The sequence below is a fragment of the Streptomyces sp. NPDC002144 genome, assembly GCF_053593695.1.
On record NZ_JBSFDB010000079.1, the window covers coordinates 1 to 26,745 of the forward strand.

At 71.8% G+C, this 26,745-nt stretch carries 25 protein-coding genes; 12 read left to right on the top strand and 13 right to left on the bottom strand.

Annotated elements, in window-relative coordinates:
• Positions 1 to 58: 58 nt before the first annotated feature.
• The 4 genes from ACWCQ1_RS47865 to ACWCQ1_RS47880 all read right to left on the bottom strand — a co-directional run bounded on the left by ACWCQ1_RS47865 (position 59) and on the right by ACWCQ1_RS47880 (position 4,225).
• Positions 59 to 373: a putative quinol monooxygenase gene (locus ACWCQ1_RS47865; RefSeq protein WP_358604237.1), complete on the bottom strand. Its 315-nt coding sequence runs from the start codon at positions 371 to 373 to the stop codon at positions 59 to 61.
• Positions 374 to 448: 75 nt separating this feature from the next.
• Positions 449 to 2,185, bottom strand: a complete 1,737-nt coding sequence (locus ACWCQ1_RS47870; RefSeq protein ID WP_358604235.1) for a PEP-utilizing enzyme — start codon at positions 2,183 to 2,185, stop codon at positions 449 to 451.
• A 52-nt stretch (positions 2,186 to 2,237) separates the two neighbouring features.
• Positions 2,238 to 3,029, bottom strand: a complete 792-nt coding sequence (locus tag ACWCQ1_RS47875; protein ID WP_358604232.1) for an SDR family NAD(P)-dependent oxidoreductase — start codon at positions 3,027 to 3,029, stop codon at positions 2,238 to 2,240.
• A gap of 35 nt (positions 3,030 to 3,064) precedes the next feature.
• A complete protein-coding gene (locus tag ACWCQ1_RS47880; protein WP_358604243.1) occupies positions 3,065 to 4,225 on the bottom strand; it encodes an aromatic ring-hydroxylating oxygenase subunit alpha in 1,161 nt (386 codons plus the stop codon).
• A gap of 339 nt (positions 4,226 to 4,564) precedes the next feature.
• Between ACWCQ1_RS47880 and ACWCQ1_RS47885 the strand changes: the two genes are divergently transcribed.
• The 4 genes from ACWCQ1_RS47885 to ACWCQ1_RS47900 all read left to right on the top strand — a co-directional run bounded on the left by ACWCQ1_RS47885 (position 4,565) and on the right by ACWCQ1_RS47900 (position 8,540).
• On the top strand, positions 4,565 to 5,008 hold the full coding sequence (locus tag ACWCQ1_RS47885) for a VOC family protein (RefSeq protein ID WP_358604229.1): 444 nt from the start codon (positions 4,565 to 4,567) through the stop codon (positions 5,006 to 5,008).
• 103 nt (positions 5,009 to 5,111) lie between these two features.
• A complete protein-coding gene (locus tag ACWCQ1_RS47890) occupies positions 5,112 to 6,122 on the top strand; it encodes a thiamine pyrophosphate-dependent dehydrogenase E1 component subunit alpha (RefSeq protein ID WP_358604226.1) in 1,011 nt (336 codons plus the stop codon).
• Between the two features lie 5 nt (positions 6,123 to 6,127).
• Positions 6,128 to 7,153, top strand: coding sequence for an alpha-ketoacid dehydrogenase subunit beta (locus tag ACWCQ1_RS47895; protein ID WP_133047074.1), 1,026 nt, complete (start codon positions 6,128 to 6,130; stop codon positions 7,151 to 7,153).
• Positions 7,154 to 7,157: 4 nt separating this feature from the next.
• Positions 7,158 to 8,540: a 2-oxo acid dehydrogenase subunit E2 gene (locus ACWCQ1_RS47900; protein ID WP_451029597.1), complete on the top strand. Its 1,383-nt coding sequence runs from the start codon at positions 7,158 to 7,160 to the stop codon at positions 8,538 to 8,540.
• Between the two features lie 19 nt (positions 8,541 to 8,559).
• Here the strand turns inward: ACWCQ1_RS47900 and ACWCQ1_RS47905 are convergent, their stop codons facing one another.
• Positions 8,560 to 9,165: a TetR/AcrR family transcriptional regulator gene (locus ACWCQ1_RS47905; protein WP_133047072.1), complete on the bottom strand. Its 606-nt coding sequence runs from the start codon at positions 9,163 to 9,165 to the stop codon at positions 8,560 to 8,562.
• A 143-nt stretch (positions 9,166 to 9,308) separates the two neighbouring features.
• On the opposite strand from ACWCQ1_RS47905, the gene ACWCQ1_RS47910 reads away from it, so the two are divergent.
• A complete protein-coding gene (locus tag ACWCQ1_RS47910) occupies positions 9,309 to 9,959 on the top strand; it encodes a TetR/AcrR family transcriptional regulator (protein ID WP_133047071.1) in 651 nt (216 codons plus the stop codon).
• 17 nt (positions 9,960 to 9,976) lie between these two features.
• Here the strand turns inward: ACWCQ1_RS47910 and ACWCQ1_RS47915 are convergent, their stop codons facing one another.
• The 6 genes from ACWCQ1_RS47915 to ACWCQ1_RS47940 form a co-directional block, all read right to left on the bottom strand.
• Positions 9,977 to 11,131: a thiolase family protein gene (locus tag ACWCQ1_RS47915; RefSeq protein WP_451029598.1), complete on the bottom strand. Its 1,155-nt coding sequence runs from the start codon at positions 11,129 to 11,131 to the stop codon at positions 9,977 to 9,979.
• A complete protein-coding gene (locus ACWCQ1_RS47920) occupies positions 11,131 to 11,547 on the bottom strand; it encodes a Zn-ribbon domain-containing OB-fold protein (RefSeq protein WP_133047069.1) in 417 nt (138 codons plus the stop codon). Before ACWCQ1_RS47920 ends, ACWCQ1_RS47915 begins: the two co-directional genes overlap by 1 nt.
• A gap of 18 nt (positions 11,548 to 11,565) precedes the next feature.
• Positions 11,566 to 12,687 (bottom strand): acyl-CoA dehydrogenase family protein, encoded by a 1,122-nt coding sequence (locus ACWCQ1_RS47925; protein ID WP_451029599.1) that lies wholly within the window; start codon positions 12,685 to 12,687, stop codon positions 11,566 to 11,568.
• Complete coding sequence (locus ACWCQ1_RS47930) at positions 12,684 to 15,257, bottom strand: putative PEP-binding protein (RefSeq protein WP_451029600.1); 2,574 nt, start codon at positions 15,255 to 15,257, stop codon at positions 12,684 to 12,686. The genes ACWCQ1_RS47925 and ACWCQ1_RS47930 overlap by 4 nt, the downstream gene beginning before the upstream one ends.
• Positions 15,254 to 15,886 carry a hypothetical protein gene (locus ACWCQ1_RS47935; protein WP_358604212.1) on the bottom strand — a complete coding sequence of 211 codons (633 nt, stop codon included), beginning with the start codon at positions 15,884 to 15,886 and terminating at the stop codon, positions 15,254 to 15,256. Before ACWCQ1_RS47935 ends, ACWCQ1_RS47930 begins: the two co-directional genes overlap by 4 nt.
• A gap of 71 nt (positions 15,887 to 15,957) precedes the next feature.
• Positions 15,958 to 16,773 carry an enoyl-CoA hydratase/isomerase family protein gene (locus ACWCQ1_RS47940; RefSeq protein WP_451029601.1) on the bottom strand — a complete coding sequence of 272 codons (816 nt, stop codon included), beginning with the start codon at positions 16,771 to 16,773 and terminating at the stop codon, positions 15,958 to 15,960.
• 125 nt (positions 16,774 to 16,898) lie between these two features.
• Here ACWCQ1_RS47940 and ACWCQ1_RS47945 point away from each other — a divergent pair, with 125 nt between their 5' ends.
• Both ACWCQ1_RS47945 and ACWCQ1_RS47950 read left to right on the top strand, forming a co-directional pair.
• Positions 16,899 to 18,119, top strand: coding sequence for an acyl-CoA dehydrogenase family protein (locus tag ACWCQ1_RS47945; protein WP_358604206.1), 1,221 nt, complete (start codon positions 16,899 to 16,901; stop codon positions 18,117 to 18,119).
• A gap of 41 nt (positions 18,120 to 18,160) precedes the next feature.
• Positions 18,161 to 19,030: a 3-hydroxybutyryl-CoA dehydrogenase gene (locus ACWCQ1_RS47950; protein ID WP_133047064.1), complete on the top strand. Its 870-nt coding sequence runs from the start codon at positions 18,161 to 18,163 to the stop codon at positions 19,028 to 19,030.
• 53 nt (positions 19,031 to 19,083) lie between these two features.
• Here ACWCQ1_RS47950 and ACWCQ1_RS47955 read toward each other — a convergent pair whose 3' ends face one another.
• Positions 19,084 to 20,349 carry an MFS transporter gene (locus tag ACWCQ1_RS47955; protein WP_358604203.1) on the bottom strand — a complete coding sequence of 422 codons (1,266 nt, stop codon included), beginning with the start codon at positions 20,347 to 20,349 and terminating at the stop codon, positions 19,084 to 19,086.
• A 146-nt stretch (positions 20,350 to 20,495) separates the two neighbouring features.
• On the opposite strand from ACWCQ1_RS47955, the gene ACWCQ1_RS47960 reads away from it, so the two are divergent.
• The 4 genes from ACWCQ1_RS47960 to ACWCQ1_RS47975 all read left to right on the top strand — a co-directional run bounded on the left by ACWCQ1_RS47960 (position 20,496) and on the right by ACWCQ1_RS47975 (position 24,494).
• Positions 20,496 to 21,068: a TetR family transcriptional regulator gene (locus ACWCQ1_RS47960; RefSeq protein ID WP_451029602.1), complete on the top strand. Its 573-nt coding sequence runs from the start codon at positions 20,496 to 20,498 to the stop codon at positions 21,066 to 21,068.
• A gap of 144 nt (positions 21,069 to 21,212) precedes the next feature.
• On the top strand, positions 21,213 to 21,959 hold the full coding sequence (locus ACWCQ1_RS47965) for an SDR family NAD(P)-dependent oxidoreductase (RefSeq protein ID WP_451029603.1): 747 nt from the start codon (positions 21,213 to 21,215) through the stop codon (positions 21,957 to 21,959).
• Between the two features lie 272 nt (positions 21,960 to 22,231).
• Positions 22,232 to 23,941 carry an MFS transporter gene (locus ACWCQ1_RS47970; RefSeq protein WP_451029604.1) on the top strand — a complete coding sequence of 570 codons (1,710 nt, stop codon included), beginning with the start codon at positions 22,232 to 22,234 and terminating at the stop codon, positions 23,939 to 23,941.
• A gap of 133 nt (positions 23,942 to 24,074) precedes the next feature.
• Positions 24,075 to 24,494 (top strand): nuclear transport factor 2 family protein, encoded by a 420-nt coding sequence (locus ACWCQ1_RS47975; protein ID WP_358604191.1) that lies wholly within the window; start codon positions 24,075 to 24,077, stop codon positions 24,492 to 24,494.
• A 28-nt stretch (positions 24,495 to 24,522) separates the two neighbouring features.
• On the opposite strand, the gene ACWCQ1_RS47980 is transcribed toward ACWCQ1_RS47975, so the two are convergent.
• Positions 24,523 to 25,302: an IclR family transcriptional regulator gene (locus tag ACWCQ1_RS47980; RefSeq protein WP_358604188.1), complete on the bottom strand. Its 780-nt coding sequence runs from the start codon at positions 25,300 to 25,302 to the stop codon at positions 24,523 to 24,525.
• A 103-nt stretch (positions 25,303 to 25,405) separates the two neighbouring features.
• Here ACWCQ1_RS47980 and ACWCQ1_RS47985 point away from each other — a divergent pair, with 103 nt between their 5' ends.
• On the top strand, positions 25,406 to 26,596 hold the full coding sequence (locus ACWCQ1_RS47985; protein WP_358604185.1) for an FAD-dependent monooxygenase: 1,191 nt from the start codon (positions 25,406 to 25,408) through the stop codon (positions 26,594 to 26,596).
• The last annotated feature ends 149 nt before the right edge of the window (positions 26,597 to 26,745 follow it).

The following is a 26,745-nucleotide window of genomic DNA, read 5'->3' on the forward strand; positions in this document are numbered from 1 at the left end:
GGGCGGGGCCGCCGGCCCCCCCCCGCGCCGCCCCGCCCCTTGTCGCCGGTGCTGGGCCTCAGCGCATGTCGCGCGAGGCGGACACCTGGTGGACCTGGAGACTGACGCCCACGCGGACGAGCCCGGACGAGGCCGCCCGGAACTCCTTGATGTGCGCGGTGGTGAAGTGCTCGTCGAGCGCCTGCTGGGAGGTCCACCGCTCGTACACCCGGATGCGCCGCTTGTCCGCGGGGTCGGCGGTCATCGCGTAGTCGAGGCAGCCGGGTTCCGCCGCACGCGTACGGTGGCCCAGTTCGACGAGATGGCCCAGCATCGTGTCCCGGTCCGCGGGCTCGTAGTCCATCCACCCGGAGACGATGATCTGCCCTGTCATGTGCCGTGCTCCCCTTTCCTGCCGGCGGGCCCGGCGCCCCCGTCCTGCGGGAGCGCCGGGCCCGGCCCGTGCTGGTCAGCTGCCGAGCGCCGCCGGAACGCTGTCCACGGTGACGGTGCCCTTGTCGCCGTCGACCGTGATGACCATTCCGTCGCGCAGCCGCCGGGTGCCGCCCTCGACGGAGATCACGGCGGGGATGCCCAGTTCGCGGCAGACCACGACGGCGTGGCTGTTGAGGGCGCCCACGTCCACGACGGCCGCCCCGGCGACGAGGAACAGCGGGGTCCATGCCGCGTCGGTGATCGGCGCGACCAGCACCTCCCCGGGCTCCAGTGCCTCGCAGGAGGCCGGGTCGCTGACCACGCGCACCGTGCCGGTGTAGGTGCCGTGGCTGCCGCCCACGCCGCTGAGGACATCGCCCTCGACGGCCGCCGCGGTCTTCTCCTCGGCGCGCCGCGGCCAGGTGTCGATCTCGGTCCGGGGGTCGTCGGCGACGAAGAACGGTGGTTCCAGCTCGTGCAGCCGCGCGTACTCCTCGAGTCGCTGCGCGATGACGGGGGTGAAGACCTCCGGGGCGGTGACGTAGTCGTCCAGCTCGCTGTCGAGCAGCATCATCACGTCCTCGGGCTGTGCGAAGCGTCCGGCTTCGACGCCGCGGCGGCCGAGTTCGCGCACCGTCATCCGGATCTCGTTGACGACGGTCACACAGTTCGCCTTGGTGCGCTCACGGGCCGGGATCCACACCTTGGACGCGTGCAGTCCGGCGTCGAACATGCCTTGCGCGTCCTCGGGAAGCAGCGCCCGGACCTGCCGCGCCGTCTGCTCCCGCCGCTCGGTCAGGCGCTGCCTGCGGGCGGCCGGGGAGTCGTCGTCGGGGCTGTGCCGGATCCGGTCGACCAGGGCCAGTGCCTGGACGGGCGCGGCCTCCCACGACAGGGCGTGGATGTCCCATTCGTTGGGGCCTCGGTCGCCGGAGGCGGCCAGGAACTCCTCGAACGAGTCGCGGAAGGCCTTCACGTCCCCGTCCGCTCCGTCGAGCGCCTCCTCCACCGCGGCCGCGCCCCGGTCGAACAGGGCGGTCAGCTCCGGGGAGTTCGCCACCTGGCGCGACAGCGTCCACAGTCCGTCGGAGGGGGAGGCGGAGTCGACGTCGCCGAGACCGCCGATGAGGTCGAGCATGGCGTCGGGGCGGTCCACGCTCGCGCACAGCGGGCCGAGGATCGCCGGCCCGACGGAGGCGGGCAGGGAGGACTCGACGTGCCGCTGATACGTCGTCTCCACCTCGCCCAGCAACGAGCGGGCGTGCGCGACCAGTTGACCGTCGGACAGCTCGCTCAGGTCGGGTCGTTCGCGGCGCAGCAGGCGCAGCCGTTCCCGGTCGGCGTCGGCCTCCGGGAAGTTCGACTGCCCCAGCATCCGCTGGAGCGTCGCGCCCGCCTTGGCGGTCAGCTCCGCGTCCTCGTCCTCGGGGTGCGCCACGTACACGGGGGTGTCGGAGCGCTGGCCGACGAAGGCCGCGTCGATCTGGTCCGCCGTCTGGCCCATGCGGATGCCGAACAGCCGCATGTGGGAGAGGTTGAGGTAGAAGTAGCCGCCGAACATCCCGACGAAGGGCGGCCGGGGACCGGCCACCTCCTCCTCGCGGTAGATGCCGAAGCCGACGAAGCCCTTGCGCCAGCCCTGCAGACCCGGCCCCCACACCAGGGTCCAGCCCAGGGGGCTGGCCGGTTCCGGAAGGGTCTCGCCCGCGTTGGCGCGGGTGTAGTGCGGCAGCCGCTCGCTGCGCTGCCAGTCCGTGATCCAGCTCTTCATGCCCGACGTCTCCCGCCGTCCGTGCCCGCGCCTGTCCCTGCCCGTCCCGCGCCTACCACTGCGCCGTTCCCCCGTCGACGCTGATCAGCGCGCCGGTGATGCCCGCGCCGGCGTCGCCGGCGAGGAGGGAGGCGACCGCGGCGATCTGTTCCACCGTGGTGATCTTCTTGGTGGCGGCGTGCTCGGCGAACCGGCCGAGCCACTCCTCGTAGCTGATGCCCTCGGCCTCGGCCGCCGCGGGGCCGGCGGCCCGCATGAGGTCGGTGTCCACGGCTCCGGGGCAGATGGCGTTGCAGGTGATGCCCTGGGTGCCGTACTCGAAGGCGGTCGCCTTGGTCAGGCCGTGGATGGCGTGCTTGTTGGTGATGTAGTGGCTGATGGCGGGCTTGTTGGCCTGCTTGCCCTCCACGGAGGAGATGTTGATGATGCGGCCCCAGCCGTGCTCGAGCATCTTCGGCAGGGCCCGGCGGGTGCCGTAGAAGTAGGCGTTGAGGTTGAAGGCGAGGGCGTGGTCCCAGGCCTCGTCGCTGAGCTCGTGCACGGGTGCGAAGCCCTGTGTGCCGCCCGCGTTGTTGACCCAGATGTCGAGCCGTCCGAACCTCTCGGCGGCGAAGTCGGCGAGGCCCTCGATGTCCTGCTGACTGCTGGCGTCGCAGGCGCGGAAGACGGCCCGGTCCCCGGCGTCCATCTCCTCCAGCGCCTGCTTGCCCTTGACCTCGTTGCGGCCGCTGACGACGACCGTGGCGCCGTCGGCGAGGAATGCCTCGGCGATGGCGCGCCCGATGCTGCGCGTGCTGCCTGTGATCACCGCGACACGTCCGTCGAGGCTGCCCGTAGCCACCATGGTGTTCTCCTGCGTATGTTGAGGGTGAGGGTTCGTCACCTGGCGGCTCGTGCTGCGGTTTCCAGGTGCGCGTGGATGGTGCGGTGGAAGTGCTGGAGGCCGGGCTCGTTGCGCCCGAAGACGAAGTCGGTTCCGGCTGCGGCAAGAGCCTCGAGGCCCTGCTGGACTCCGTACGTCGTCGCGTAGTCCTCGTCGCGGACCACCTCGTGGAACCACTCGCCGAACCGGTCGGCGGCCTCGCGCTCCTCCTCGGTGACGGCCGGTTCGCGCAGCAGGATGATCTGCTGGGTCACCGATTCGGTGGCCGTGCGGGGGAGCACGAGGGAGACGGCGATCTTCTGGCGCCAGCCGCCGGCGATCGCGAGCCCGGGGAAGAGCCAGTAGATGGGGCCGACGCAGTCACCGGGGTCCCGCTGCTCGGGCGGAAGGTCCGCCGCCTGGGCGATGGGCCGCAGGGCCGGCGCGATCCGCTGGTGCGGCCCCCAGGTGTCGTGCGCCATCATGTTGGAGAGGTTGGTCTCGAAGACGGTCTTCGGGTGCAGTGAGGCGAAGTGGTACGTCTCCAGGTAGCCGTCCAGGGTGACCTTCCAGTTGGGGCTGGTCAGTTCCCGGGTCGCGTAGTGGTGGCACTCCGCCAGGCGCAGCCCCTCCAGAAGCGGGAGCAGATCGCCCAGCCAGTCGTCGAGGTCGTGCTCGGCGGCCGGATCCAGCGAGACGAAGACGATGCCGGCGCGTTCCCCGGCCGGCAGCCGCACCAGGCCGCGCCCTTCGCGGGGCACGTCGCCGAAGGTCTTCTCGGCGTACACGCCCCGCAGCTCTCCGCCCAGGTCGTAGGACCAGGAGTGGTAGGGGCAGGTGAGCCGTTTCGACACCCCGCAGCCGGGTTCGAGGAGCTTGGCCCCGCGGTGCCGGCAGGCGTTGATCATCGCGTGCACCGTGCCCTGCCGGTCGCGGGTGATCAGGACCGGGACGCCGAGCACGTCGATCGCCTTGTAGGTGTTCGGGCCGGGAAGCTCGCTCGACATGGCGAGCGGCAGCGGAACGCCGCGGTGGACGGCGTCCGTCTCGCGCTGCCAGCGGCTCGCGTCGAGGTAGTGCGCGACGGGTTCGGTCCACTGGTCCGCGACCTCGTGGGTCGTGCCGGCGCGGTAGTGCTCGACCACGCGGTCGACCAGGCGGGCCGCATCCTGCCGCATCGCCACGGAAGAGGCGTCGGTGGACCGGTCCTGGCTGATCCATGAGGAGTATTCAGGGGCCCGGGGCGGCTGACGCTGATCAGCCGTTTCCTGGGACTGCAGTGAACTGGTCGGGACCACGGTGTCCTCACAATCCTCCCAGCCGAGAGCTGGGGAACGGCTCCGGTTGCGACAGCTGGGCTGTGAGCGACAAAACAACAGGGCTTAGTGTTGTCTGTCAATAGTAAGTAGGGAAGAAGCAGGTGGGTGGCCCCGGCCTCACCTCGCTCTCGGTGTCCGGTGAGGCACCAGAGACCCCTGACCTTTCTGGTGACCGGCTGCAGCTTGAGGTGATGGCCGATGGAGTTGCCTGCGTCGATGACCCGGCCGTTCGAGGTCGGGATCGTCGTGGCGGACCTGGCGCTGATGGAGCGCTTCTACGGTGAGGCGCTCGGCTGCCCGGCGGTGCACCGCTCGGTCGTCCCCCGGGAGATCGCGGGGGCCGCCGGGCTGGGCGGGCAGCTCACGGTCGTCTGGCTCCAGGTGCCGTCGGGGGGCCGGATCAAGCTGATTCACCCTCAGATCGCCGCCGTGCCCGGGCCGGTGGCCGAGCCTCTCGCCGCGCGCCGCGGCCTGGCGTACGTCACCTTCCACCTCGACGACATGGATCCCGTCGTCGCCGCCCTGCCGTCCGCAGGCGCCCGGCCGCTGTCCCGGCCGGTCGTGGTGGGGGCGCGCGGGCGGCGGATCAGCTTCTGGGCGGACCCGGAGGGCAATGTCGTCGAGTTGGTGGACTGCCCATAGTAATTAGACAACCTCTTCAGTAAGGTGCGCTCTGCTGGTTACTGTAGACCGGTGCAAGAAAGTCCCTCGGCGGGACACCTCCCTCGGGACGAAGGGGCGGACGATGGCGTACACACCACCGCACGAGCAGGCCACGACGGCGCTTGATGAGATTCCCGTGCAGGTCGTACGCGACCTGCACGAACGCATGATCCGTATCCGGCTGTTCGAGACGGAGGCCGGAAAACTCATGGAGGCGGGCAAGCTCCCGGGTTTCCTGCACCTCTACGTCGGCCAGGAGGCGGTGGCCGCCGGAGTGATGGCGGCGCTGCGCGACGACGACCAGATCACCTCCACCCACCGCGGACACGGACACGCCGTGGCCAAGGGCGTGAGCTTCCAGCAGATGTACGCCGAACTGTACGGCCGCGTCACCGGCGCCTGCCTCGGCCGCGGCGGCAGCATGCACATCAACGACGTCACGCTCGGCATGCTCGGCGCCAACGGCATCGTCGGCGCCGGCATCCCGATCGCCGTCGGTGCCGCCTTCGCCGCCCGCTACAAGGGCGAGGACAGCATCGCCGTCACCTTCTTCGGCGACGGCGCCACCAACATCGGCTCCTTCCACGAGGCCGCCAACATGGCCGCCGTACTGCGCCTGCCGGTCCTGTTCGTCTGCGAGAACAACGGCTACGCGGAGTTCACCCCGCAGTCCAAGCACATGCTCCTCACCGATGTCGCCGACCGGGCGGCGGCCTACGGCATGCCCAGTGTGATCGTCGACGGCATGGACGCGGTCGCCGTCCACGCCGCCGCCGTCGAGGCGGTCGCCCGCGCCAGGGCCGGCGAGGGCCCGATGATGATCGAGGCCAAGACCTACCGCTACTACGACCACCAGGGCGTCAAGGGACTGCGTCACCCCTACCGCTCGCAGGAGGAGGTCGAGGAGTGGAAGGCCCGCGACCCGATCGACCTGCTCGAGGCCCGCGCCGTCGCCGACGGCGCTGCCACCCGTGCGGAGCTGGACGAGGTATGGCGGCGCACGCGCGAGGAGATCGCCGAGGCCATCGCCCACGCCGAGGCCAGCCCCCTGCCCGACACCGCCGACCTGCTGCTCAACGTCTACTCGGGGTGACCGACATGACCGCCATCACCGAAGCACCCGCCGTCGCCCCCAACAGCACGGCCCGCACCCTCACCTACGTCAAGGCCTTCAACGAGGGCCTGGCCCAGGCCATGCGCGAGGACGACACCGTCTTCGTCGCCGGAGAGGACGTGGCCGGATACGGCGGCGTCTTCCGCATGTTCGACAACCTGCTGGACGAGTTCGGGCCCCGCCGCATGATCGACACCCCGATCTCCGAGGCCGCCCTCGTCGGCCTGGGCGTGGGCGCGGCCGCCCGGGGCCTGCGCCCCGTGGTCGACCTGATGTTCATGGACTTCATCGGCGTCTGCCTGGACCAGATCGTCAACCAGGCCGCCAAGATGAAGTACATGTTCGGCGGCGCCGTCTCGGTGCCGCTGACCATCACCACGGCCTCCGGCGCCGGCCTCGGCGCCGCCGCCCAGCACAGCCAGAGCCTCGAGGCCTGGCTCGCCCACGTACCCGGCCTCAAGGTCGTGATGCCCAGCGACGCCTACACGGCCAAGGGCCTGACCGTCTCGGCCATCCGCGACGACAACCCGGTCGTCATCATGCTCAACAAGGTCCTGCTGGGCAGCAGGAGCGAGGTGCCCGAGGAGATCTACGCCGTCCCGCTGGGCCGGGCGCACACCGCGCGGACGGGCACCGACGTCACCGTCATCGCCCTCGGCCGCATGGTCGGAGAGGCCCTCACTGCGGCCGAGGAACTGGCCGCCGAGGGCATCGAGGCCGAGGTCATCGACCCGCGCACGGTGCAGCCCCTGGACACCGAGACCATGATCGCTTCGGCCCGGCGTACCAACCGGGTGCTGGTGGTGCACGAGGCCGTCACCTTCGGCGGGCTCGGCGCGGAGATCGCCGCCCAGATCCAGGACGCCGCCTTCGACCACCTGGACGCCCCGGTCCTGCGCATCGGCGCGCCGTTCTCCCCGGTGCCGTTCTCGCCCGTCCTGGAGCAGGCCTACGTACCCGACGCGGCCCGCATCGCGCAGGGCTGCCGTCGGCTGCTGGAAAGGTCGTGACGACGTGGCGGTCGAGGTTCTGCTGCCGAAGATCGGTCTGACCATGCAGGACGGCACCATCGACGAGTGGCTGGTGCCGGCCGGCGCCTTCGTCTCCGAGGGCGACGCGCTGCTGCGGCTGGCCACCGACAAGGTCGACGTCGACGTCGAGGCGGAGGGGCAGGGTGTGTTCCATCCCGTGGTCCCCGCCGGTACGACCGTCCCGGCCGGAGCGCTCATCGGCTGGCTGCTGGCCGACGGCGAGCGGCCACCGGTTCCCGGCGACGCGTCCGAGCCCGCCGTGGCTGGGACCACTTCCCAGGCCGCACCCGCCGCGGCTCCCACCGTCAACGGCACGGCCACGCGCGACGGGACTCGGATCCTGTCCTCGCCCAACGCCCGGCGGGTGGCGGCTGAGGCCCGCGTCGACCTGAGCTGCCTGCGCGGCACCGGGCCCGGCGGCCGGATCGTCTCCGAGGACGTGGAGGACTTCCTCGCCGCCGAGGCGAGCCGACAGGCCCCGGCCTCCCTGATCGAGGAGCAGGTCATCCCCGTCTCGCCCCTCGTGCGGCGACTGGCGAAGGAACGCGGCATCGACCTGGCCGGCGTACGCGGCAGCGGCGCGGGCGGCCGGATCCGCCGGGCCGACCTGGACGCCACGGCCCCGGCGGCCGCCCCGGTGCCCCGGACCTCCCGCGGCCCGGCGACCGCGCCGCGGCCCGGTGACGTTCTCCCGCTGACCGGTATGCGCGGCACCATCGCCCGCCGGATGCACGCCAGCCTGCAGGAGATGGCGCAGCTGACGCACGGGTACGAGGTGCGGATGGACGCCGTCGTGACCCTGCGCGAGCAGCTCAAGAAGGAGTGGGCCGACAGCGATCTGCCGGTGCCCAGCCTCAACGACTTCCTGCTGAAGGCGGCCGCACTGGCCCTGCGCGAGCACCCGCTGCTCAACGCGGGGGTGCGGGAGGACGCCGTCCACCTCCACGAGGACATCCACCTCGGCTTCGCCGTGGCCGTCGAAGGCGGCCTGCTCGTCCCGGTGATCGAGGACGCCGCCGACCTGCCGCTGCCCGAGATCGCCCGCCGGTCGAGGCAGCTGGCCGACGCCGCCCGGGCGGGACGGATCTCCCCCGCCCAGCTGGAAGGAGCCACCTTCACCGTCACCTCGCTCGGCGGCTACGGCATCGACTTCTTCACCCCCGTGATCAACCCCGGCAACGTCGCCATCCTCGGTGTGGGCCGGCTCAAGGACGGCGTCGAGTGGGTCGACGACCAGCCGCGGCGGACACGGGTGCTCACCCTCAGCCTGACCTTCGACCACCGCGCCGTCGACGGGGCCCCCGCCGCCGAGTACCTGCGCACCCTGGAGGCCCTGTTGCGCACACCGCTGCGTCTGCTGGTGTGAGGTGAGCGCGCCGCGCCGATCAGCCCTCGACCGCGGTGATCCGTTCGGAGAGGCGGTTGACCTCCTCGGTGAACGACCGGTGCCCGAGCGCCCGGTAGACCTCGTCCCCCCGGATCTGGGAGATCGCGGCGTTCTCCAGCAGAGCCAGCAGCGCGAGCCCGGTCACCGCCGCCTCCGCGTCGGTCACGGGCTCGCGGTCCTTGCGCACCAGCCGCACCAGTTCCTCCAGCAGCTGCGTACGGATCTCGTGGCGCAGCACTTCCGCCTCCTGGCTCATCCCGGCCGAGGAGACGAAGAAGACGGTGGCGGCCGACCGGTGCTCGCCCAGCCACGCCAGCAACGAGGTGACCTCCGTGCCGATGCCCGTACCGGAAGCGTGCACCTCGGTGAGCGACTCCAGCTGTTCGCGCAGGGCGGCGGCGAACACCCGCATCCCCTCCACCAGGACCTGGTCCTTGGAGGAGAAGTGGTAGTACACCGCCGCGGACGTCATCTCCGCCCGCGCGGCGATGTCGGCCACCGTCACCTCGTCCGGCGGCTGGGTGGCGAACAGCTCCGTGGCAGCCTCGATCACCCACTGCCGACGCGACGGGCGGTGAGCGGCGCGGGTTCCGGAAGTCGTCATGGTGTCAAGTATGCCCAAGACCTCTTCCCCAGCGCCCCTGTGGTATCAGGATTTACGGCACCGACGCCGCGGAGTTACTGGATAGCATGGTCAGTACGCCGGACGCATCCACCACCGGACTCGGACGCCGCAAGGGAGCACACATGGCCACCACGCCCCATGGCAAGCAGCCGGCCCACCGGCCCTCGCGGCGACAGCACATCATCGGCGCCGCGGTGCGTGTCTTCGGCTCCAAGGGCTTCGCCGAGACCAGCGTCCAGGACATCGCCGACGAGGCCCAGGTCGTGCCCACGGCCGTCTACTACCACTTCGACGGCAAGGAAGAACTCCTCGAACTGTCCATGCGCCGGGTCTTCGACCAGCTGAACGCCGTGGTGGAGGAGGCCCGCCCGGACACCGAACCGGGCGACGCCAAGGGGCTGGTGCGCGTCATCGACGCCGTGTGGGACTGGGTGGAGAGCAACCCCGACGAGGCCCGGCTGTTCCAGGTCCAGATCGCCTCCGCCAACGGCAACGTCAAGGCACTGCGCGACGAGTTCGAGCAGCGGCACATCCAGCGTGCCTACGACTACCTGCCCGAGGCGACCACGCGCAGCGCCCGCGCGGCCCGGTCCCGGCACGCCGCGCAGGCCCTGGCGGTCCGCACCCTCATCAGCACCACGATGCTGGTCACGGCGCTGCGCGCGGAAGGCGGTCCGCTGGCAGGGCTGCCGCAGCGCGCCGTGCAGCAAGCGGTCAGGTCGACCGCCCTGCGGATCGTCGCCGCGGACCAGAGCGCCGTGACGCAGGGCTGAGCAGCGCGGCCGGCCGCTCACACCGTCAGCACCGAGCAGGCGCTGATTCCCGGCGCCCCGTACACATGCGTGAAGCCCACCCGCGGCCCGCCCGGCACCTGCGCTCCCGGCGCACGGCCCTGCAACTGCCGTACGACCTCGTGGAACTGGCGCAGTCCCGACGCGCCCACGGGCTCCCCGCCGGCCAGGCAGCCGCCGTCGGTGTTCACCGGCAGCCGTCCCGTGGGATCCGTCTCGCCAGCGGCCAGCAACGCCTCCTGTTCGCCGTGCGCGCACAGCCCGGTCTCGGCCAGGTGGATCATCTCCGAGCCGCTGTCGGTGTCCTGCACCTGCGCCACCCGCACATCCGCCGGAGACACTCCCGCCCGGCGGAAGACCGCCTCGGAGGCATCGACGCTGGGGCTGCGGTGCGGCCCCGGCGGCAGCCAGGGGGAGAAGACCTCGAAGGAGCCGAACCGCCGGGTCCGCAGGGCCAGGCCCGCGAGTCTGACCGGCCGTTCGCACAGGTCGAAGGCGCGGTCACCGAGGGCCAGCACGAGTGCCACCGCGCCCTGCCCGGGCGAGCAGAACATGTACTGCGTGAGCGGCGGGCTGACCTCCGCGGAGTCCAGGATCTCCTGTTCCGTGAGCGGCTTGCGCCGCCAGGCCATGGGATGCCGCGAGCCGTTGCGGAAGGCCCGCTCGGCCACCCTCGCCAGCGTCCGCTCCGACATGCCGTACTCGTGCAGATACCGCTGGGTCTTCAGGGCGAAGAACTGCGTCGTCAGCATCATGCCGCTCTCGGCGTACCAGTCACCCAGCCCGTAGCGGGCCGGCGAGGCGTTGAACGCTCCCCGCTCGTGCTTGTCGAAGCCGACCGCCAGACCGAGTGCGGCTTCTCCCGCCCGGAGGGCGTTGGCGACCGAGAGCACGGTCGACGCTCCGGTCGCGCAGCCGTTCTGCACATTGACGAACGGCAGTCCGGTCAGCCCCAGCCGGGCCACCAGGGTGTCGGGTTTCCCGGACACGTCGGAGCCGCCCGCCGCGTAGCCGATGTCCTCCCAGGCGACGCCGGCGTCGGCCAGTGCCTCGCGCACCGCCCGCTCGGCCATGTCCATCCCGGTGACTTTCTCGTCACGGCCGAAGGGGTGCATGCCGCAGCCGACGACGTAGACCTCGTCGGTCGTTGTCATCAGGGGCCTTCCTGGTCGAGTGCGAAGGCGAAGGTCAGCACTTGGTTGCCGTTCTCGTCCTGATACGCGGGCACTGTGGTGAGCCGGACGCGTCGCCCGATGCGTATCTCCGTGCGGGGCATCGCGAGCCGGGCCTCCACCAGCACCTCGCCGAGGTCCACATAGCCGACGTGGTACGGCTCCCAGCCGCTCGACGGCGGCCGGTAGGGCGGCTTCGGCGGGAACGCCTGCAGCGTCCACGACCACAGCTCGCCGCTCTCCGGCAGGACGTGCGGGGTCATGGGTGTGTGCGAACACCTGGGGCACGAGTCCTGCCGGGGGAAGACGACGGTGCCGCAGGGGGAGCAGCGCGCGCCGGCGAGACGCGGGGGATCGGCGCTGTCGAACAGGGTGTCGTCGATGAGTCTGGTGGTCATCCGGTCCTGCCTTCCGTGTCACCAGCCGAGCAGGTGCGCGAGTCGTTCCCGGTGGTGTGCGGCGCCACCGAAGAGGACGGCGTCGGACTGGGCGCGCCGGAAGTACAGATGCGCGTCGTGCTCCCAGGTGAAGCCCATGCCTCCGTGCAGCTGCACGCATTCGGCGGCCACGTGCACGAACGCCTCGCCGCACCAGGCCTGGGCGACCGCGGCCGCCTCGGCGAGCGCGTCGGGCGCCGCCGCGGCGCGGACCGCGCGCACCACGGCCGACCGGGCGGACTCCACCTGCAGCAGCATGTCGGCGCAGGCGTGCTTGACCGCCTGGAAGCTGCCGATGGATCTGCCGAACTGGGTGCGGTTCTGTACGTGTGCCACCGTCATGTCCAACGCGGCCTGGGCGCCGCCCAGTTGCTCTGCGGCCAGGGCCACCAGGGCCACGTCCAGTGCGCGGGTGACGACATCCGCGCCCTCCCCGCCGGCGGTCAGTGCGCGGGCCCGCGCACCCGTGAAGGTGATGACGGCCTGCCCTCGGCTGAGGTCCAGCGTGGGTACCCGGCGCACCGTCACCCCGGGCTCGCGCGGGTCGACGAGGAAGAGGTCCACGCCGTCGGTGCCCGTGGCGGCGACGACCAGTGTCTCGGCGTCGGCGCCGTCCAGGACGAAGGGCGCGGTGCCCTCCAGCACCGGCACGCTGCCGTGCGAGGAGGCGACGGCCACCGGCACGCTGTCGGGCCGCCATGTGCCGTCGGGGGCCGCCACCGCCAGGCCGTGCACCTTGCCCTCGGCCAGGTGCGCCAGTGCGGAGCCGGCGGTGCCGCAGCCTGCCAGTACCTGTCCGGCCAGCACGGTGGACGACAGCAGAGGTACCGGGGTGAGCGTCCTGCCCAGTTCCTCGCAGACCACGGCGATCTCGGCGAGGCCGCCGATGCCTCCGGCCGACTCGGGCAGGCCGAGGGCGGCCAGGCCGACCTGGCGGCCGAGGGTGTGCCACAGCCCGGCGTCGATGCCGGGAGCGCGTTCGGACATCCGGCGCACCGCTGCGGTGCCGCCGGCGTCCGCGCACACCGCGCGGACGGTCTCGCGCAGGTCGTCCAGCTCTGCCGGGGACAGGGCCGTGCTGTCGGTCATGGTGGTCGTCACGGTGTGCTCCCGCTGTCGTCGTGGCGCTCGCGCAGGGCACTGTGGGCGGCCGCCATACGGGCGACCGGTACCCGGTGCGCGGAGCAGGAGACGTAGTCGAGGCCCAGGTCGTCGCAGAGGTCGATCGACTCGGGATCCCCGCCGTGCTCACCGCACACGCCCAGCTTGATGTCGGGGCGGGTGCCGCGGGCCCGTTCGGCGGCGAGGCGGATGAGGGCGCCCACGCCGTGCGGGTCGAGCCGGGCGAAGGGGCTGGCGTTCAGCAGCCCGCGTGCCTGGTAGGTGCCGAGTACCTGGCGTTCGACGTCGTCGCGGGAGAAGCCGTAGGTGAGCTGGGTCAGGTCATTGGTGCCGAAGGAGAAGAACTCGGCGTGCTCGGCGAGTTCGGCGGCCAGCAGCGCGGCCCGGGGAGTCTCGATCATGGTGCCGAGCCGGTAGGGGACCCGGACACCGGTGCGTTCGGCGACCGTGTCGGCCGCGCCGCGTACGTACGTCGCCGCCGCGGCCAGTTCCTCCGGCAGGCTGACGAGCGGAATCATGACTTCCAGCGCGGGCCGCACCCCGGTGGCGGCGACATCCACCCAGGCGGCGAAGAGGGCCTCGGCCTGCGCCGGGTACAGCCGTTCGTGCAGCAGGGCCAGGCGCACTCCGCGCAGCCCGAGCATGGGATTGGCCTCGCGCAGCGCGGCGGCCCGGTGCTCGGCCTCGGTGTCACCGGCCTCGCCCGGCGCGGGCAGGAACTCGTGCAGCGGGGCGTCCAGCAGCCGTACGGTCACCGGCCGGTCGCCGACGGCGGACAGCAGTGACCGGAAGTCCTCGTGCTGTGCCTGTTCCAGGGCGCGCAGTGCCTCGTCGCGGGCGGAGCCGTCGGCGGCCAGGAGCACCCGTCGGATCAGGGGGAGGCGTTCGCCCAGGAACTGGTGCTCGGTGCGGCACAGGCCGACCCCCTCGGCGCCCAGGGCGACGGCGGTGTCCACCTCCGCGGCCGTGTCGGCGTTGGCGCGAACGCCCAGCCGGCGTACGCCGTCCGCCCAGGTGAGGAGGGTGGACAGTTCCGGTGGTGGGCCTGCCGCGGTGACCGGGAGGCGCCCGGCGTACACGGCGCCGGTGCGGCCGTCGAGGGAGACCGGATCGCCCTCGGTGAACACCCGGTCGCCGATGCGCACGGTGCCGGCGGCCGGGTCCACCCGCAGTCCCTCGGCGCCGCAGACGGCCGGTGTGCCGGCGCCGCGCGCCACCACGGCGGCGTGTGAGGCGATGCCGCCGCTGCCGGTGAGGACCGCGGCCGCGGCCAGCATGCCGGGGACGTCGGCGGGGGTGGTCTCGTGGGCCACCAGGACGGCGGGCGTGCCCGAGCCGGCCAGTTCGAGGGCGCGCTCGCTGGACAGGGCGATCGGGCCGGACGCGGCTCCCGGAGAGGCGGGCAGACCGCGGACGAGAGGTTCGTCCCCCGCGGCCGGCTTGAGCCGGGGGTGCAGCAGTTCCTGCACCTGGGCGGGGGTGACGCGCTGTACGGCCGCCTCCCGGTCCAGTGCGCCTTCCGCGGCCAGGTCCGCGGCGAGGCACACCGCGGCGCGCAGCGGGGGGCGGCCGACGGCCGAGGCGGACAGCAGCGCGACCTCGCCGTCGCGCAGTTCGAAGTCGACGCGGACCGCGGCGTGCAGATGGCGTTCGAGGGTGAGCAGGGCGTGCTCCAGGAGCGCCCGGCCGGCGCCCAGTTCTTCCAGCGGTTCGCCCGGGTGCGGGGGCGGTGCGCTGCGGCGTACCCCGCGGAAGAAGGAGCCCCGGGTCGCGAAGCGGCCGGTGTCGGCGTCCCGGCTGTCCGCGGTGCCGTAGCCGGAGCGGTCCCAGGGGCCGATGCGCAGCGCCTGGACGTGCAGGGCGATGCCGAGGTCCGCGGGCAGTCCCTGGGCCTTGCGGGACCGCCTGGCCCGGGGCGCAGCCCATCGGGCCAGCATCGCCCGTGCGGCCAGGGCGAGTTGCTCGGCCGGATCGTCGGGGTAGGGCCGTGCCCCGTGCCGGGCGGCCGCCGTCAGCAGCGCGTCGACGCGGGCCTGGGGGCCGTCGGCGTCGAGCCGGGCGTCGTCGAGCGTGTGGCCGGGGACGTCGAGGGCGTACTCGGCGATCATGCTCACGGTGGAGGCCCACACGTCGTACAACGCCTCCTTCCGGCCGATGACCGCGCACAGTCCGTCGGCGCCGGTCGGGGTGAGACCGATCCCCGCGAGGTCCGGGGGCAGCCCCGCGACCTCGCTCGGCGCGCTCGCCGACAGACGCAGCAGCAGCGGTCTGCCAAGATCGCCGACCTGCCGCCCCGACAGCTGCTCCACGAGTTCGACGGCGGCCCGTGCGGTCCCTGGCTCGCCCAGCGACGCGGCCGACTCGGCCGGCACGGTCAGTCCCGGCACCACCGGGAGCCCGAGCGTCACCAGCCGGTCCATGGCCAGGCCGTGCGTGCCCAGGCCGGTGGCGTCGAGTCCGCGGCTGCGGCCCTGGCCGTACGGCACCAGGCTGTGGCCGGAGGGATGCGCCTGGGCGGGGGAGCCGGCCGGGCGTTCGGTGATGCTCAATCCCGGCTCCCCGCGACCAGTTCTTCCTCCAGGGCCTCGTCCTCGGCCCGGCTGATCCCGAGGACCAGCAGCAGTTCCTGATGCAGCCGCATCCACACGGTGTGGTACGAGTCGCACAGCGGCGAGGCGAGCCACTCCATGGCGCCGTCGTCGAAGCGGTCGAGGGCGTCCTCCAGGTCGGTCAGGTAGCGGCCGCTGCCCGCGAGCACGGACTCGAGCCTGCGCAGCACGGGCTGGATGTCCTCGTGCACGTCCTCCAGCGCCTCGCGCACCCCGGCGTCGTAGACGCTGTCGGTGTGGTCGTTGGCGGTGCCGTCGGGGCGGCACTGCCACGCCGTGCACACCTCACGGATCCGGCGGTTGACCGGCAGGAAGGCCCGGTAGGCCGCGGTGATCCGCTCCTCCTGCTCGGACCCCGCGGGCACCCGAAGGGTCCGTGCGGCGATCGTCTTGGCCCGCTCGGTCGGCAGGACCACGGGGCCTTTCACCATGGCCAGTCCGGCCTCGGTCAGAGGGCTGTGGTCGGACTCGGGCCTGCCCCGCCACATGCCGCGCAGGACCAGGTCGACAACGGCTTCGGTGAGGATCTCGTCGAGAGCGTCCGTCCCGTCCACGGCAGCAGGTTGCATCGCCACACCTTTTCCTCGGTTCCGTGTTGCCCGGAGGTTACGCTCCGGCAGGCTGGTTAGTGAAGGGGGTGTCAAGAAACACTTTCCGGCTCCCTCGGCCCGGACGGGGCTTTCGTCCGCACCCGGGCCGCCAGGAACGCGCCCATGCGGGCCTGGGCATCCTCGCCGTCCGCCAGGGCGGCGATCAGCCGCGCCTCCTCGGCGAGATGGCGGCGCAGTTCGTCGCCGGTGTCGCCGCGCAGCAGTCGCTTCGCGGTGCGCAGCGCCTGGTCCGCCCCCGCGGCCAGTTCGGCGGCGCAGCGCTGAGCGGCCTCGTCCAGTTCCTCGTCCGCCACCGCCCGGGTGGCCAGCCCGTGGCGTTCGGCGTCCTCGCCGGTCAGGACCCGGTTGGTCAGGATCAGGTCCGCCGCCAGCCGGGGGCCTGCCAGGCGCGGCAGCAGCCAGGACGCCCCGCAGTCCGGGCTCAGGCCGATGGCGGTGTAGGCCAGTCGGAACCGCGCCGACTGCGCGGCCAGGACCAGGTCACCGACGAGGGCGAGGCCGATCCCGCCCCCCGCGACGGCACCGCGCACGGCTGTCACGACCGGCACCGGCAGCTCGTACAGGGTCACCATGGCGGCGTGCGCGGCGGTCGCGACGGCGTGCACGTAGCCACCGGTGTCCGCGCCCCGGCCGGCGAAGGCGTGCAGGTCGCCCCCCACGCAGAAGGTGCTGCCCGACGACCGCAGCAGCACGGCGCCGCCCGGAGCCGCGGCGACCTCGGCGCTCGCGTCCCGCAGTGCCCGGGCCGTGCGCAGGTCCAGGGCGTTGCCCCGGCCGGCGTCCTCAAGTCTCAACTCCACCACTCCGTCGGGGTGGCGGACCACCCGGACCGGCTCAGTGCTCATGACGGTCGTCTCCCCTCGTCGCCGGGTGTGTCGCTCGGATCACTCGGGCAAGATACTGGAGACGTTGTACAGTTTCTAGGTCGCGACGGGCGCCGGTGCCCGATCGCCCGTCGGCGGGAGGAACCGTGCCGATCCAGTTCGATCCCGACCCGGTCGTCACCCGACTCACCGAGAGAACCACCGAGTTCGTCCGCGAGGAGGTGATCCCGGCCGAGCGCGCATGCGGCGGATCCGTCCACGACGCCCCCGAGTCCCTGCGTCAGAGCCTGCAGAAAGGCGCCCGCGAGGCAGGCGTGTTCGCCCCGCACGTGCCCAGCCGCTGGGGCGGCCACGGACTCGACCTGCGCGGACAGGCAGCGGTGTTCGAAGCGGCCGGGTACTCCCTGCTCGGTCCGCTGGCACTGAACTGCGCCGCTCCGGACGAGGGCAACATGCACCTGCTGGAGAAGATCGCCACCGAACAGCAGAAGCAACGCTATCTGCGTCCCCTCGCGAGCGGCGAGACGCGCTCCTGCTTCGCCATGACCGAACCGGCCCCCGGCGCCGGCGCCGACCCCCGGTCCCTGCGGACCACCGCGACCCGGGTGCCCGGCGGATGGCGCATCGACGGACGCAAGTGGTTCATCACCGGGGCGAACGGAGCCGGCTTCACCATCGTCATGGCGCGCACCTCCGGCAGCCCCGGCGACACCGGCGGCGCCACCATGTTCCTGGTCGACGCCGGCACCCCCGGCATGCAGCTGGTCCGTGACATCCAGACGCTGGACGAAGGCTTCTTCGCCGGACACGGCGAGATCGTCTTCGACGGATGCGTGGTCGGCGACGACCATGTGCTCGGCGCGGTGGACCAGGGCTTCGCCGGCGCCCAGGTCCGGCTCGGCCCCGCCCGTATGACCCACTGCATGCGCTGGCTCGGCGCCGCCCGCCGGGCCCAGGACACCGCCCTGGAGCGGGCCGGGAGCCGGACGGCGTTCGGCTCGGTGCTCGGCGACCTCGGCATGGTGCAGCAGATGCTGGCGGACTCCGAGATCGACATCGAAGCCTGCCGCGCCCTCATCCTGCGCACCGCCTGGGAGCTGGACACCGGCTCCGCGGCCGCCACGCAGCTGACCTCGGTGTCCAAGACCTTCGTGGCGGAGGCCGTCAACCGCGTGGTCGACCGCGCGGTGCAGATCTGCGGAGCCCTCGGCATCTCCGCCGCGGACGCCCCGCTGGCCCGCCTCCTTCGCGACGTACGCCCCTTCCGTATCTACGACGGCCCGTCCGAGACCCACCGCTTCGCCATCGCCCGCCGAGCGCTGAAGCCCTACCGGCAGTCCCTCCAGGGCGCAGCCGCCGACTCGTGACCGCGATGGCCGGCACCTCACCCACCCCCAAGGACCCTCACATGGAAACCATCACTCGCCTCGGCGTCGTCGGCTGCGGTCTCATGGGCTCCGGCATCGCCCAGGTCGCCGCCCTCGGCGGCCTCGACGTCCTGGTCGCCGAGTCGTCCCAGGAGGCCGCCGACGCCGGCCGCCGAAGGGTCGTGGCCTCCCTCGACCACGGACTGCGCCGCGGCAAGCTCACCGAAGCCGCGCGGGACGCCGCCCTCTCCCGGCTCACCTTCGCCGACGACCTCGACGCCCTGGCCGACCGCCAATTCGTCATCGAGGCCGTCGCCGAGAACCGCGCCATCAAGACGGGCGTTTTCGAAACGCTCGACCGAGTCGTCACCGACCCCCAGGCGATCCTCGCGAGCAACACCTCGTCGATCCCCATCGTCGACCTCGCCGTCCGCACCGAACGCCCCGAGCAGGTCATCGGCATGCACTTCTTCAACCCCGTACCGGTGCAGAGACTCGTGGAGATCATCCCCGCTCTGACCACGAGCCCCGACACACTGCTGCGGACCCGGGCCTTCGCCTCCGAGCACCTGCGAAAAGAGGTCGTCGAGGCCACCGACCGCTCCGGATTCGTGGTCAACGCCCTCCTGGTGCCCTACCTCCTCGCCGCCGTGCGCATGGTCGAGTCAGGTTCCGCCGGCGCCGAGGACATCGACCGCGGCATGGAACTCGGCTGTGCCCACCCCATGGGACCACTGCGCCTGCTCGACCTCATCGGCCTGGACACCGCACAGGCCGTCGCGGAATCGATGTACGAGGAGTTCAAAGAGCCCCTCTACGCCCCGCCGACACTGCTGCGCCGCATGGTCGCGGCGGGCCGTCTGGGCCGCAAGAGCGGCGCAGGCTTCTACGACTACACCGCCGTTTCATGACCGATCACATGCGGTGTTCATGACCGATCGCATGCGGTGTCGGACACCGCCGCTCACCGGGTTCGGGCCGCTGCCGCCGACTCGCCGGCGTCCTGCTCCCCGGCCCCGGTGACACGGCGCCCGCCGTCCGCGACGACGTACGTCACCAGGGCCGAGGCGACGGCGAGTGCGATGAGTGCGCAGACCGCCCACCAGCCGAGGTGGGTGTAGGCGCGGGTGCCGAGCCAGGATCCGGCGCTCGCGCCGAGGAACGAGCAGGTCATGTAGCCGGTGTTGAGACGGCTGTGGATCTCCGGGCGCAGGGCGAAGATGCGGGCCTGGTTGGCGACCTGTCCGCACTGCACCGCCACGTCGATCAGCAGCAGTCCGGCGGCGAGGGCCACGATCCCGGCGATGCCGCCGAGCGCGCCGGCCGTCAGCACGCCCGCCGCGGCGAGTCCAGCCGCGACACACCACAGATTGACGCGGTCGGGCCCGTAGCGGTCCACCCACTTCCCGGCGGAGGGGGCGAGGAACATGCTGCCCGCGCCGACGAGGGCGAGCACGCCCACGGCCTGGGTGCCCATGTCGTAGCGCGGTCCGGTGATCAGCAGCGCGACCGCGGTCCAGGCGGCGCTGAAGCCGCCGAAGACGGTGACTTGGAAGAGCACGGACCTGCGCAGTTCCTTCTCGATGCGCAGCAGACGCAGGGTGTCGGTGAGAAGAGCGCCGTAGCTGTCGCGGACGGCAGGGACGGTCGTGGGCAGGGCGGTGCCGAGCACCGCGGCGAGCAGCGCGGTCAGCACGGCGGCGACCAGATACGGGGCCCGCCAGCCCAGGTGCTCTCCGAGAACTCCGCCGAAGGCGCGGGCGAGCAGGATGCCGCCGATCAGTCCGGCCTGCAGGGTGCCGATCACGCGGCCGCGCTGCGCGGGTGCGACGAGCCCGGCCGCCATGGGAAGCAGGATCTGTGGCACCACGGTGGCCAGGCCGACCAGGGTGCCCGCGGCGAGCAGCAGCCCGATTCGGGGGGCGAGCCCCGCTGTCAGCAACGCCGCGCTGGTCACCGCGAGCAGCACGGTGATCAGGGGTCGGCGGGGGAGGCGGTCCCCGAGCGGGACGAGCAGGAAGATGCCGATGGCGTAGCCGAGCTGGGTCAGCGTGGCGAGGGTCGTGGCCGTGCCGTCGGAGACGTCGAGACTCCGCGCGATGAGGGGGGTGATGGCCTGCGGGAAGTAGGCGTTGGCCACGGTGACACCGCAGGCCAGCGCCATGACGAGGGGCAACCCGCGGCCGAGGGAGGTCGGCGCGGGGGACGCGGTGGATGTAGTGCCGGGCATGACGACCGAGTGCTCCTGTCGACGTGCGGACGTGCCGTGTGGGGGACGAGAACTATCGAACGAACTGGTTGGTTCGGTTATCCGGCACCCAGCGTCGCACGCCCTCCTCACGAGGGTCAAACGAACCGGTTCGTTACCATGACGGCATGGCGTATGACTCAGCGGCGACCAAGGAGCGCATCATCGCGGCGGCGACCGCCGAGTTCGCGGCGCACGGTGTCGCCGGCGCCCGCGTCGACCGCATCGCCGCCGCCGCCCGGGCCAACAAGCGCGCGATCTATGACTACTTCGGCGACAAGAGGAAGCTCTTCGCCGTCGTCCTGGAGCGCCGCCTCGCCGAACTGGCCGAGGCCGTCCCCCCGTCCGAGGACCTGCCCGGGTATGCGGAGCGGCTCTTCGAATACCACCGCACCCACCCCGAGGCCCTTCGCCTGGTGATGTGGGAGGCCCTGGAGATCGGCGACGGGCCGGTCCCCGCCGAGGAGGAGCGCACCGCGCACTACGGCGACAAGGTAACCGCCGCGCAGGCGGCCGGTGATGAGGAGGACGACGCCCGGACCCGCGTGTTCTTCACCCTCGCCCTGGCGAGCTGGAGCGTCGCCATGCCGCAGCTGCGGCGCATGGTGCTGGGCCCCGACTTCGGCATGGACCGGCTCCGGCAGGAGATCGCCCGGGCGGTGGCGGCGCTCCCCGGGGAGGGGTCGCGCGGCGGCTCCTGACCGGTCAGCTCCAGCCCGGCGCAGAACCAGGTCGGTACGGCGCTCGACGCCGTGGGCGCGTGTTCATTGAACGAACAACCCGCACGCGTCGGTCGCTTCGGCACAGAAGCCTGTCTTCGAACGCCGACCAAGGAGACATGAGCCATGGCAGGACGACTTGCGGGCAGGACCGCCGTTGTGACCGGCGGCAGTACGGGTATCGGGCAGGAGATCGCCCGGAGGCTCGCGGCCGAGGGAGCGGACATCGCGGTCGCGGACGTCAGTCCGGCGGACGAGACGCGGGAACTGGTCAGGGCGACGGGCCGGCGGTTCTTCAGCGACAAGGTCGACGTCTCGGACGAGGAGGCGATCACCGGATTCGCCGCGAGGGTACGCGGTGAACTCGGCTTCCCCGACATCCTGGTGAACAACGCGGCCGTGGTTCTGCCGGCGGATCTCGACCTTGTGACGTACGAAGATTGGCGACGCACCTTCGCCGTCAACGTCGACGGCCCCTTCCTGGCCTCCAAGGCCTTCCTGCCGGACCTGAAGAGATCCGGATCGGGGCGGATCATCAACATCACCTCGTCGAGTTACTGGACCGCGCCCCCTGCCTTCGTCTCCTACATCTCCGCCAAGGGCGCGCTCAACGGTCTCACCTCCGTCCTGGCCGCCAACCTCGCCGTTCATGACATCACCGTCAACGGCGTGGCCGCGGGGTTGGTGCGGACCGCCGCGGCCGTGGAGAACACCGACGAGGCCTTCTTCGAACAGGCCGTCCACATCCAGGACATCAAGCGCGTAGAGATGCCCCAGGACGTCTCGGGCGTCGTGGCGTTCCTCGCCTCCGACGACGCCGCCTTCATCACGGGGCAGATCGTTGTCGTGGACGGCGGCAGCACACGCCGCTGAGCAGCCGTACCGCTGCGGGTTGTTCGTCCAACGAACATGTCCATTGAGCGTGACGGGGGTCACTTCCTACCTTGGCGCTGCTCAGCACCCCGGTCAGCACGTCGGGTGACCTGAAGCAGGGTTGGTCGCAGAGCCACGCGGAGTCAGGTCCGCGCAGGCCCCCGGGGCGGTTCGGCAGTGGTTGCCGCATGGCCGAACACAAGCACCGCAGCAAGGTCCGGCGGCGAACGCCGGTTCCCACAGCAGCGCGCCGCACGCGCAAGGAGTCATCCATGGTCCAGATCGATTCACCCGCCGAGGCAAGCGGAGAGAGCGCCAGATACACCCTGCGGCCAGGCACGCTGGCCGCGGTGGTGCTCGCCGTGTGCCTCTCGCAGATGGCCCTTTCCGTCCCCTCGCTCATCACCGGCCTGATCCAGCAGGATCTCGCACCGTCCTCGGCGCAGCTGACCTGGATCGTCGACGCCTTCTTCATCCCCGTCGCCGCGCTGGAGCTGGGATTCGGCGTGTTCGGCGACCTCTTCGGGCGCAAGCGTCTGCTCGTCGGTGGCGCCGCCCTCGTCGTCGTGGGCTCCGCGGTCGCGGTTCTGGTGCCGGGTGCGGGGTCGTCGACGGACACCCGGGTGACACTGCTGATCATCGGTCAACTCCTCAGCGGCATCGGGGCCGCGGCCATCTTCCCCACGAGCCTCGCCATGGTGGCGGCCGGCACGCACACCACCGCCACCCGGGCGCGTGGCGTGGCGGTCTGGGCCGCAGCGCTGTCGATCGGCGGCTTCCTCGGCCCGCTGCTCGCCGGCGTGGCCGCCAAGATCCACACCGGCTGGGACGGGAACGGGAACTGGCGCTGGGCCTATGTCGGTGTTCTCGTCATCGCGGCGGTCAGCGTGCTCCTGTCGCTGGCCCTCGCCCAGAACTCCGCCGCGCCCGAGGGCCGTTCCCTCGACTGGCCGGGCCAGATCACCGCCGCGGTAGGACTGTTCGCCCTGCTGTACGCAGTGATCCAGGGCCCCGAGAGCGGCTGGGGGAGCCCGCAGATCGTCATGGCGTTCATCGCCGCGGGCGTCTTCCTCGCCCTGTTCGTCTTCGCCGAGGGCCGTGTCGCCCAGCCGCTGCTTCTCCTGAGCGCGTTCAGGAACCGGGCGTTCGCCGTGAACTCCGTGGTCACCCTGGTCGGCATGTTCGGCTTCCTCGCGATCATGTACTCCACCAGCATCCGCCTCACCACCGTCCAGGGATTCAGCCCGCTGAAGAGCTCCATCGCCTACCTCTTCTTCGGAGGCATCGGCTTCGTCCTGCTGCCCCTCACATCCAAGCTTCTGGAGCGCTACAACCCCCGGTGGGTGCTCTTCGCCGGCCTGGGTCTCATCGGCGTCGGCGGACTGTGGTTCGCCGGGGTTCCGGCGAGCGACCGGGCGCTGGGCTCCATCGTCGGACCGCTCATCCTCGCCGGTGTCGGCTCGGGACTCGCCTTCGCCGCCATGAGCGCGGTCGCGGTCAATTCGCTGCCCAACCACCTCGCCGGCATGGCGAGTGGCGCCACCAGCACCTTCCGGGACCTCGGGTTCGCCTTCGGCCCCGCGATCGCGGGCGCCGTCGCGCTCGGCCAGGCCGCCAAGGAGATGGCCCGCGAGGTGGCCGGCAACCCTGGCCTGAGCAAGGCGTACGCGGCGTTCCAGGCCGCTCCCGCCCATGCTCCCGCGGACAGGAGCCCGCAGCTCGAAGCGGCGGTGCACGCCGTGGCCTCGGGACCGCTCGGCGCCAACTCGGTACCGGCCACCGTCACTTCGCCGGACGGTCAGGTCATCCCGTTCAACCCGCTCAAGGACGTCGCGTTCCACGCCCTCAGCCACAGTTACTCCCACGCCTATGTGCTCGGCGGTGTGGCCGCTCTCGTGGCGGCCGCACTCACCCTCGTGGGCGGGCGCGGTGGTTTGGGGGAGACCCATCTCGACGACGATCCGCACACCCTCGACGACTGATCGACGAACCGGCCGCGCCGGACCGAGGCAGCCGGCCGGCCGGGAACGCCGGGGTGCCCGCCGCGACTCCTCCTCGGGAGCAGCAACGCGGCGGGCGACGCCGTACCACGCATGACGAGACAGGAGTTGGAGCATGACCACCACACGAACAGCGCCGGGCGGTACGGACGCGGTCCGCGGGCTGGACACGGTTGCCCGGGCGGAGGCGGCGTGGCTCGTCGCGATCACGGAAGGGGACGAGCAGCAGCGTGTGCTCATGCTGCCCGACTGCGTGATCGTCCACGGGCCGGCCGGGAACGTCCACGACCGCGAGCGCTTTCTCACCTACAACGCGTCGATGGGAGCCACCCTCGAGGCCGAGACGAGTGAGGTGACGTGCCGGGAGGGCGGGGGGCGGGCCGTGGTGACGTGCTTTCAGAAGATGCGCATCCGGCGCGTGCCCGACCTCCCCCCGTTCCTGGTGCAGGCCGTGGTCACCCGGGTGTGGTTCGCGACCGACGAGGGCTGGCGGCTCGGGCACATGCAGCTCTCCCGGCGGCAGCCCGCGGCATGACGCGCCGGTTTCCCCGCCACGCGCGAGGTCACGAGGTGCGGATAGGGATGCCCGGCCGCCAGCCGAGACTTCTGGACAGCCCGAGCCCGCTCGCGACCAGTGACGGCACGGCCGCCTGCAGCTTGATCGAGCCGGCGGCGACCACGACGGACAGCGCCGCGACGACCTTGCCGCGCCCGTCGACGATGCGCGTCGCGACGGACTCGGCGCCCTCGCTCAACTCCTCTTTGACGACCACCGTTCCGGTCGAGCGACAGGACGCCAGTTCGCGACGGAGCTCGGCCGGGTCCACGATCGTCTTCGCCGTGAAGCGTCGCAGTCTGCCCGCCAGCACCTCGTCGATGAACTCCGGACTGCTGTGGCTCAGCAGCACCTTGCCGACACCCGAGCAGTGCAGGGGCAGGTGGCCGCCGACCTGCGAGGTGAGACCGACTGCGTTGACCGCCGAGAGCCGTTCGATGATCACGGCCTGGTCGCCCTGGAGGACGGCCAGCTGCACATGCTGGCGCAGAGCCGTGTACAGGTCCTCCACGAAGGGCTGGGCGGCGCTGCGGAGCGTCTCGGCGCGCGGTGCGAGCGTGCCGAGACGCCACAGCCGCAGGCCGATGGCGAACCGGTTGTCGCTGGTGCGCTCCAGCGCGCCGGCCTCCACGAGTTCGAGCGTGAGGCGCCGCGCGGTGGCGTGCGGCATCCCGGTCCGCCTGACCAGGTCGGCGAGGCTCAGCTCGGTGTGGTCGGGGTCGAAGGCGAACAGCAGGTCCCACAGCCGGGAACTGACGGTCCGTCCGGGCTCGTTGGCGCGAGGCATGTGCCTCTCCTTCGTCGTTCTTGACCCGGGTCACTCTACCTCCTCTGTTCATTGAACGGATGAGGTGATTCTTCCAATGGGCGGCGTGCCGAACTCTAGGAGCATGATGAGCACACAAGACGGCCCCAAGATCGCGATCCTCGGTGGCGGTATCGGGGGCCTCGCCGCCGCGGCCTTCCTGCGCGACAAGGGCTTCGACAGTGATGTCTACGAACAGGCTGCCGCCCTGACCGAAGTCGGCGCCGGCCTGGTGATCGCGCCCAACGCGGCCCGCCTGCTGCGACGCCTCGGGGTCCTGGACCGGTTCGTCAAGCGCGCGGTCCGGTTGGAGGTCGGCTGGGAGTTCCGACGGTGGGAGAACGGTGTCGTCCTGTCCGCGGAGAACCTGGAGGAAGGCTGCATCCGCCTGTACGGCGAGCACACCTACACCGCCCACCGCGCCGACCTGCTGGACGCGCTGAGGTCGGCCGTGCCCGAGCAGTCGATCCACCTCGGCAGGCGCTGCGTCTCGGTCGACTTCGAAGGCGACCAGGCCGTTCTCCGGTTCGAGGACGGCGAGACGGTCCGCCCGGACATCCTCATCGGCGCCGACGGGGTGCACTCCCGCGTGCGCGGCGCCGTCGTCGGCCCGACCGAGGCGAGGGAGTCGGGCATCTGCGCCTTCCGGGCGCTGGTACCGGCCCACAAGGCACCCGAGTTCGCCAGGCGGCACGCCCAGACCCTCTGGATCGGCCCGGACCACCACCTCGTGCACTACCCGGTCTCCGGCGACGACCACATCAACCTCGTCGCCTTCGCCCCGGCCGGAACCAACAGCGTCGAGTCGTGGACGGCCACCGCGACGGTCGAGGAACTGCTCGGCGAGTTCGCCGGCTGGGACTCCCGCCTGGTGGACCTGATCAGGGCCGCCGAGACCCCGGGGCGCTGGGCGCTGCTGGACCGCGAGCCCCTCGACCGCTGGAGCCTCGGCAACGCGACGCTGCTCGGCGACGCGGCCCACCCGATGTTCCCGTTCTTCGCCCAGGGCGCCGCCCAGGCGATCGAGGACGGCGCCGTCCTGTCCCTCTGCCTCGCGGCCGACCCGGACCATCCGATCGCCGCGCTGAGCCGCTACGAGGAACTGCGCCGACGCCGCACGGCACGTCTGCAGGAGGTGTCGCACGGCAGGTCACACATCAACCACCTGCCGGACGGCCCCGAGCAGCGGGCGCGCGACCTGCGCTACTCACAGGCCGACCCGCTCAGGGAGAACGGCTGGATCTACGAGTACGACCCCGAGGGCGCCCTGTCTTGACTTCTCCCCCAGCTGAAGCCGGGAGTTTCTTCCCTCGCGGGTTGAGCTTTCTGCTTCCCAGACAGCAGCTGCCCCGAATTAACGGCAAGGGACGTGGGTACGCCCAGCAGTCTTACGCCAGCTCCACAGACCTGACATCCCGCCAGCCC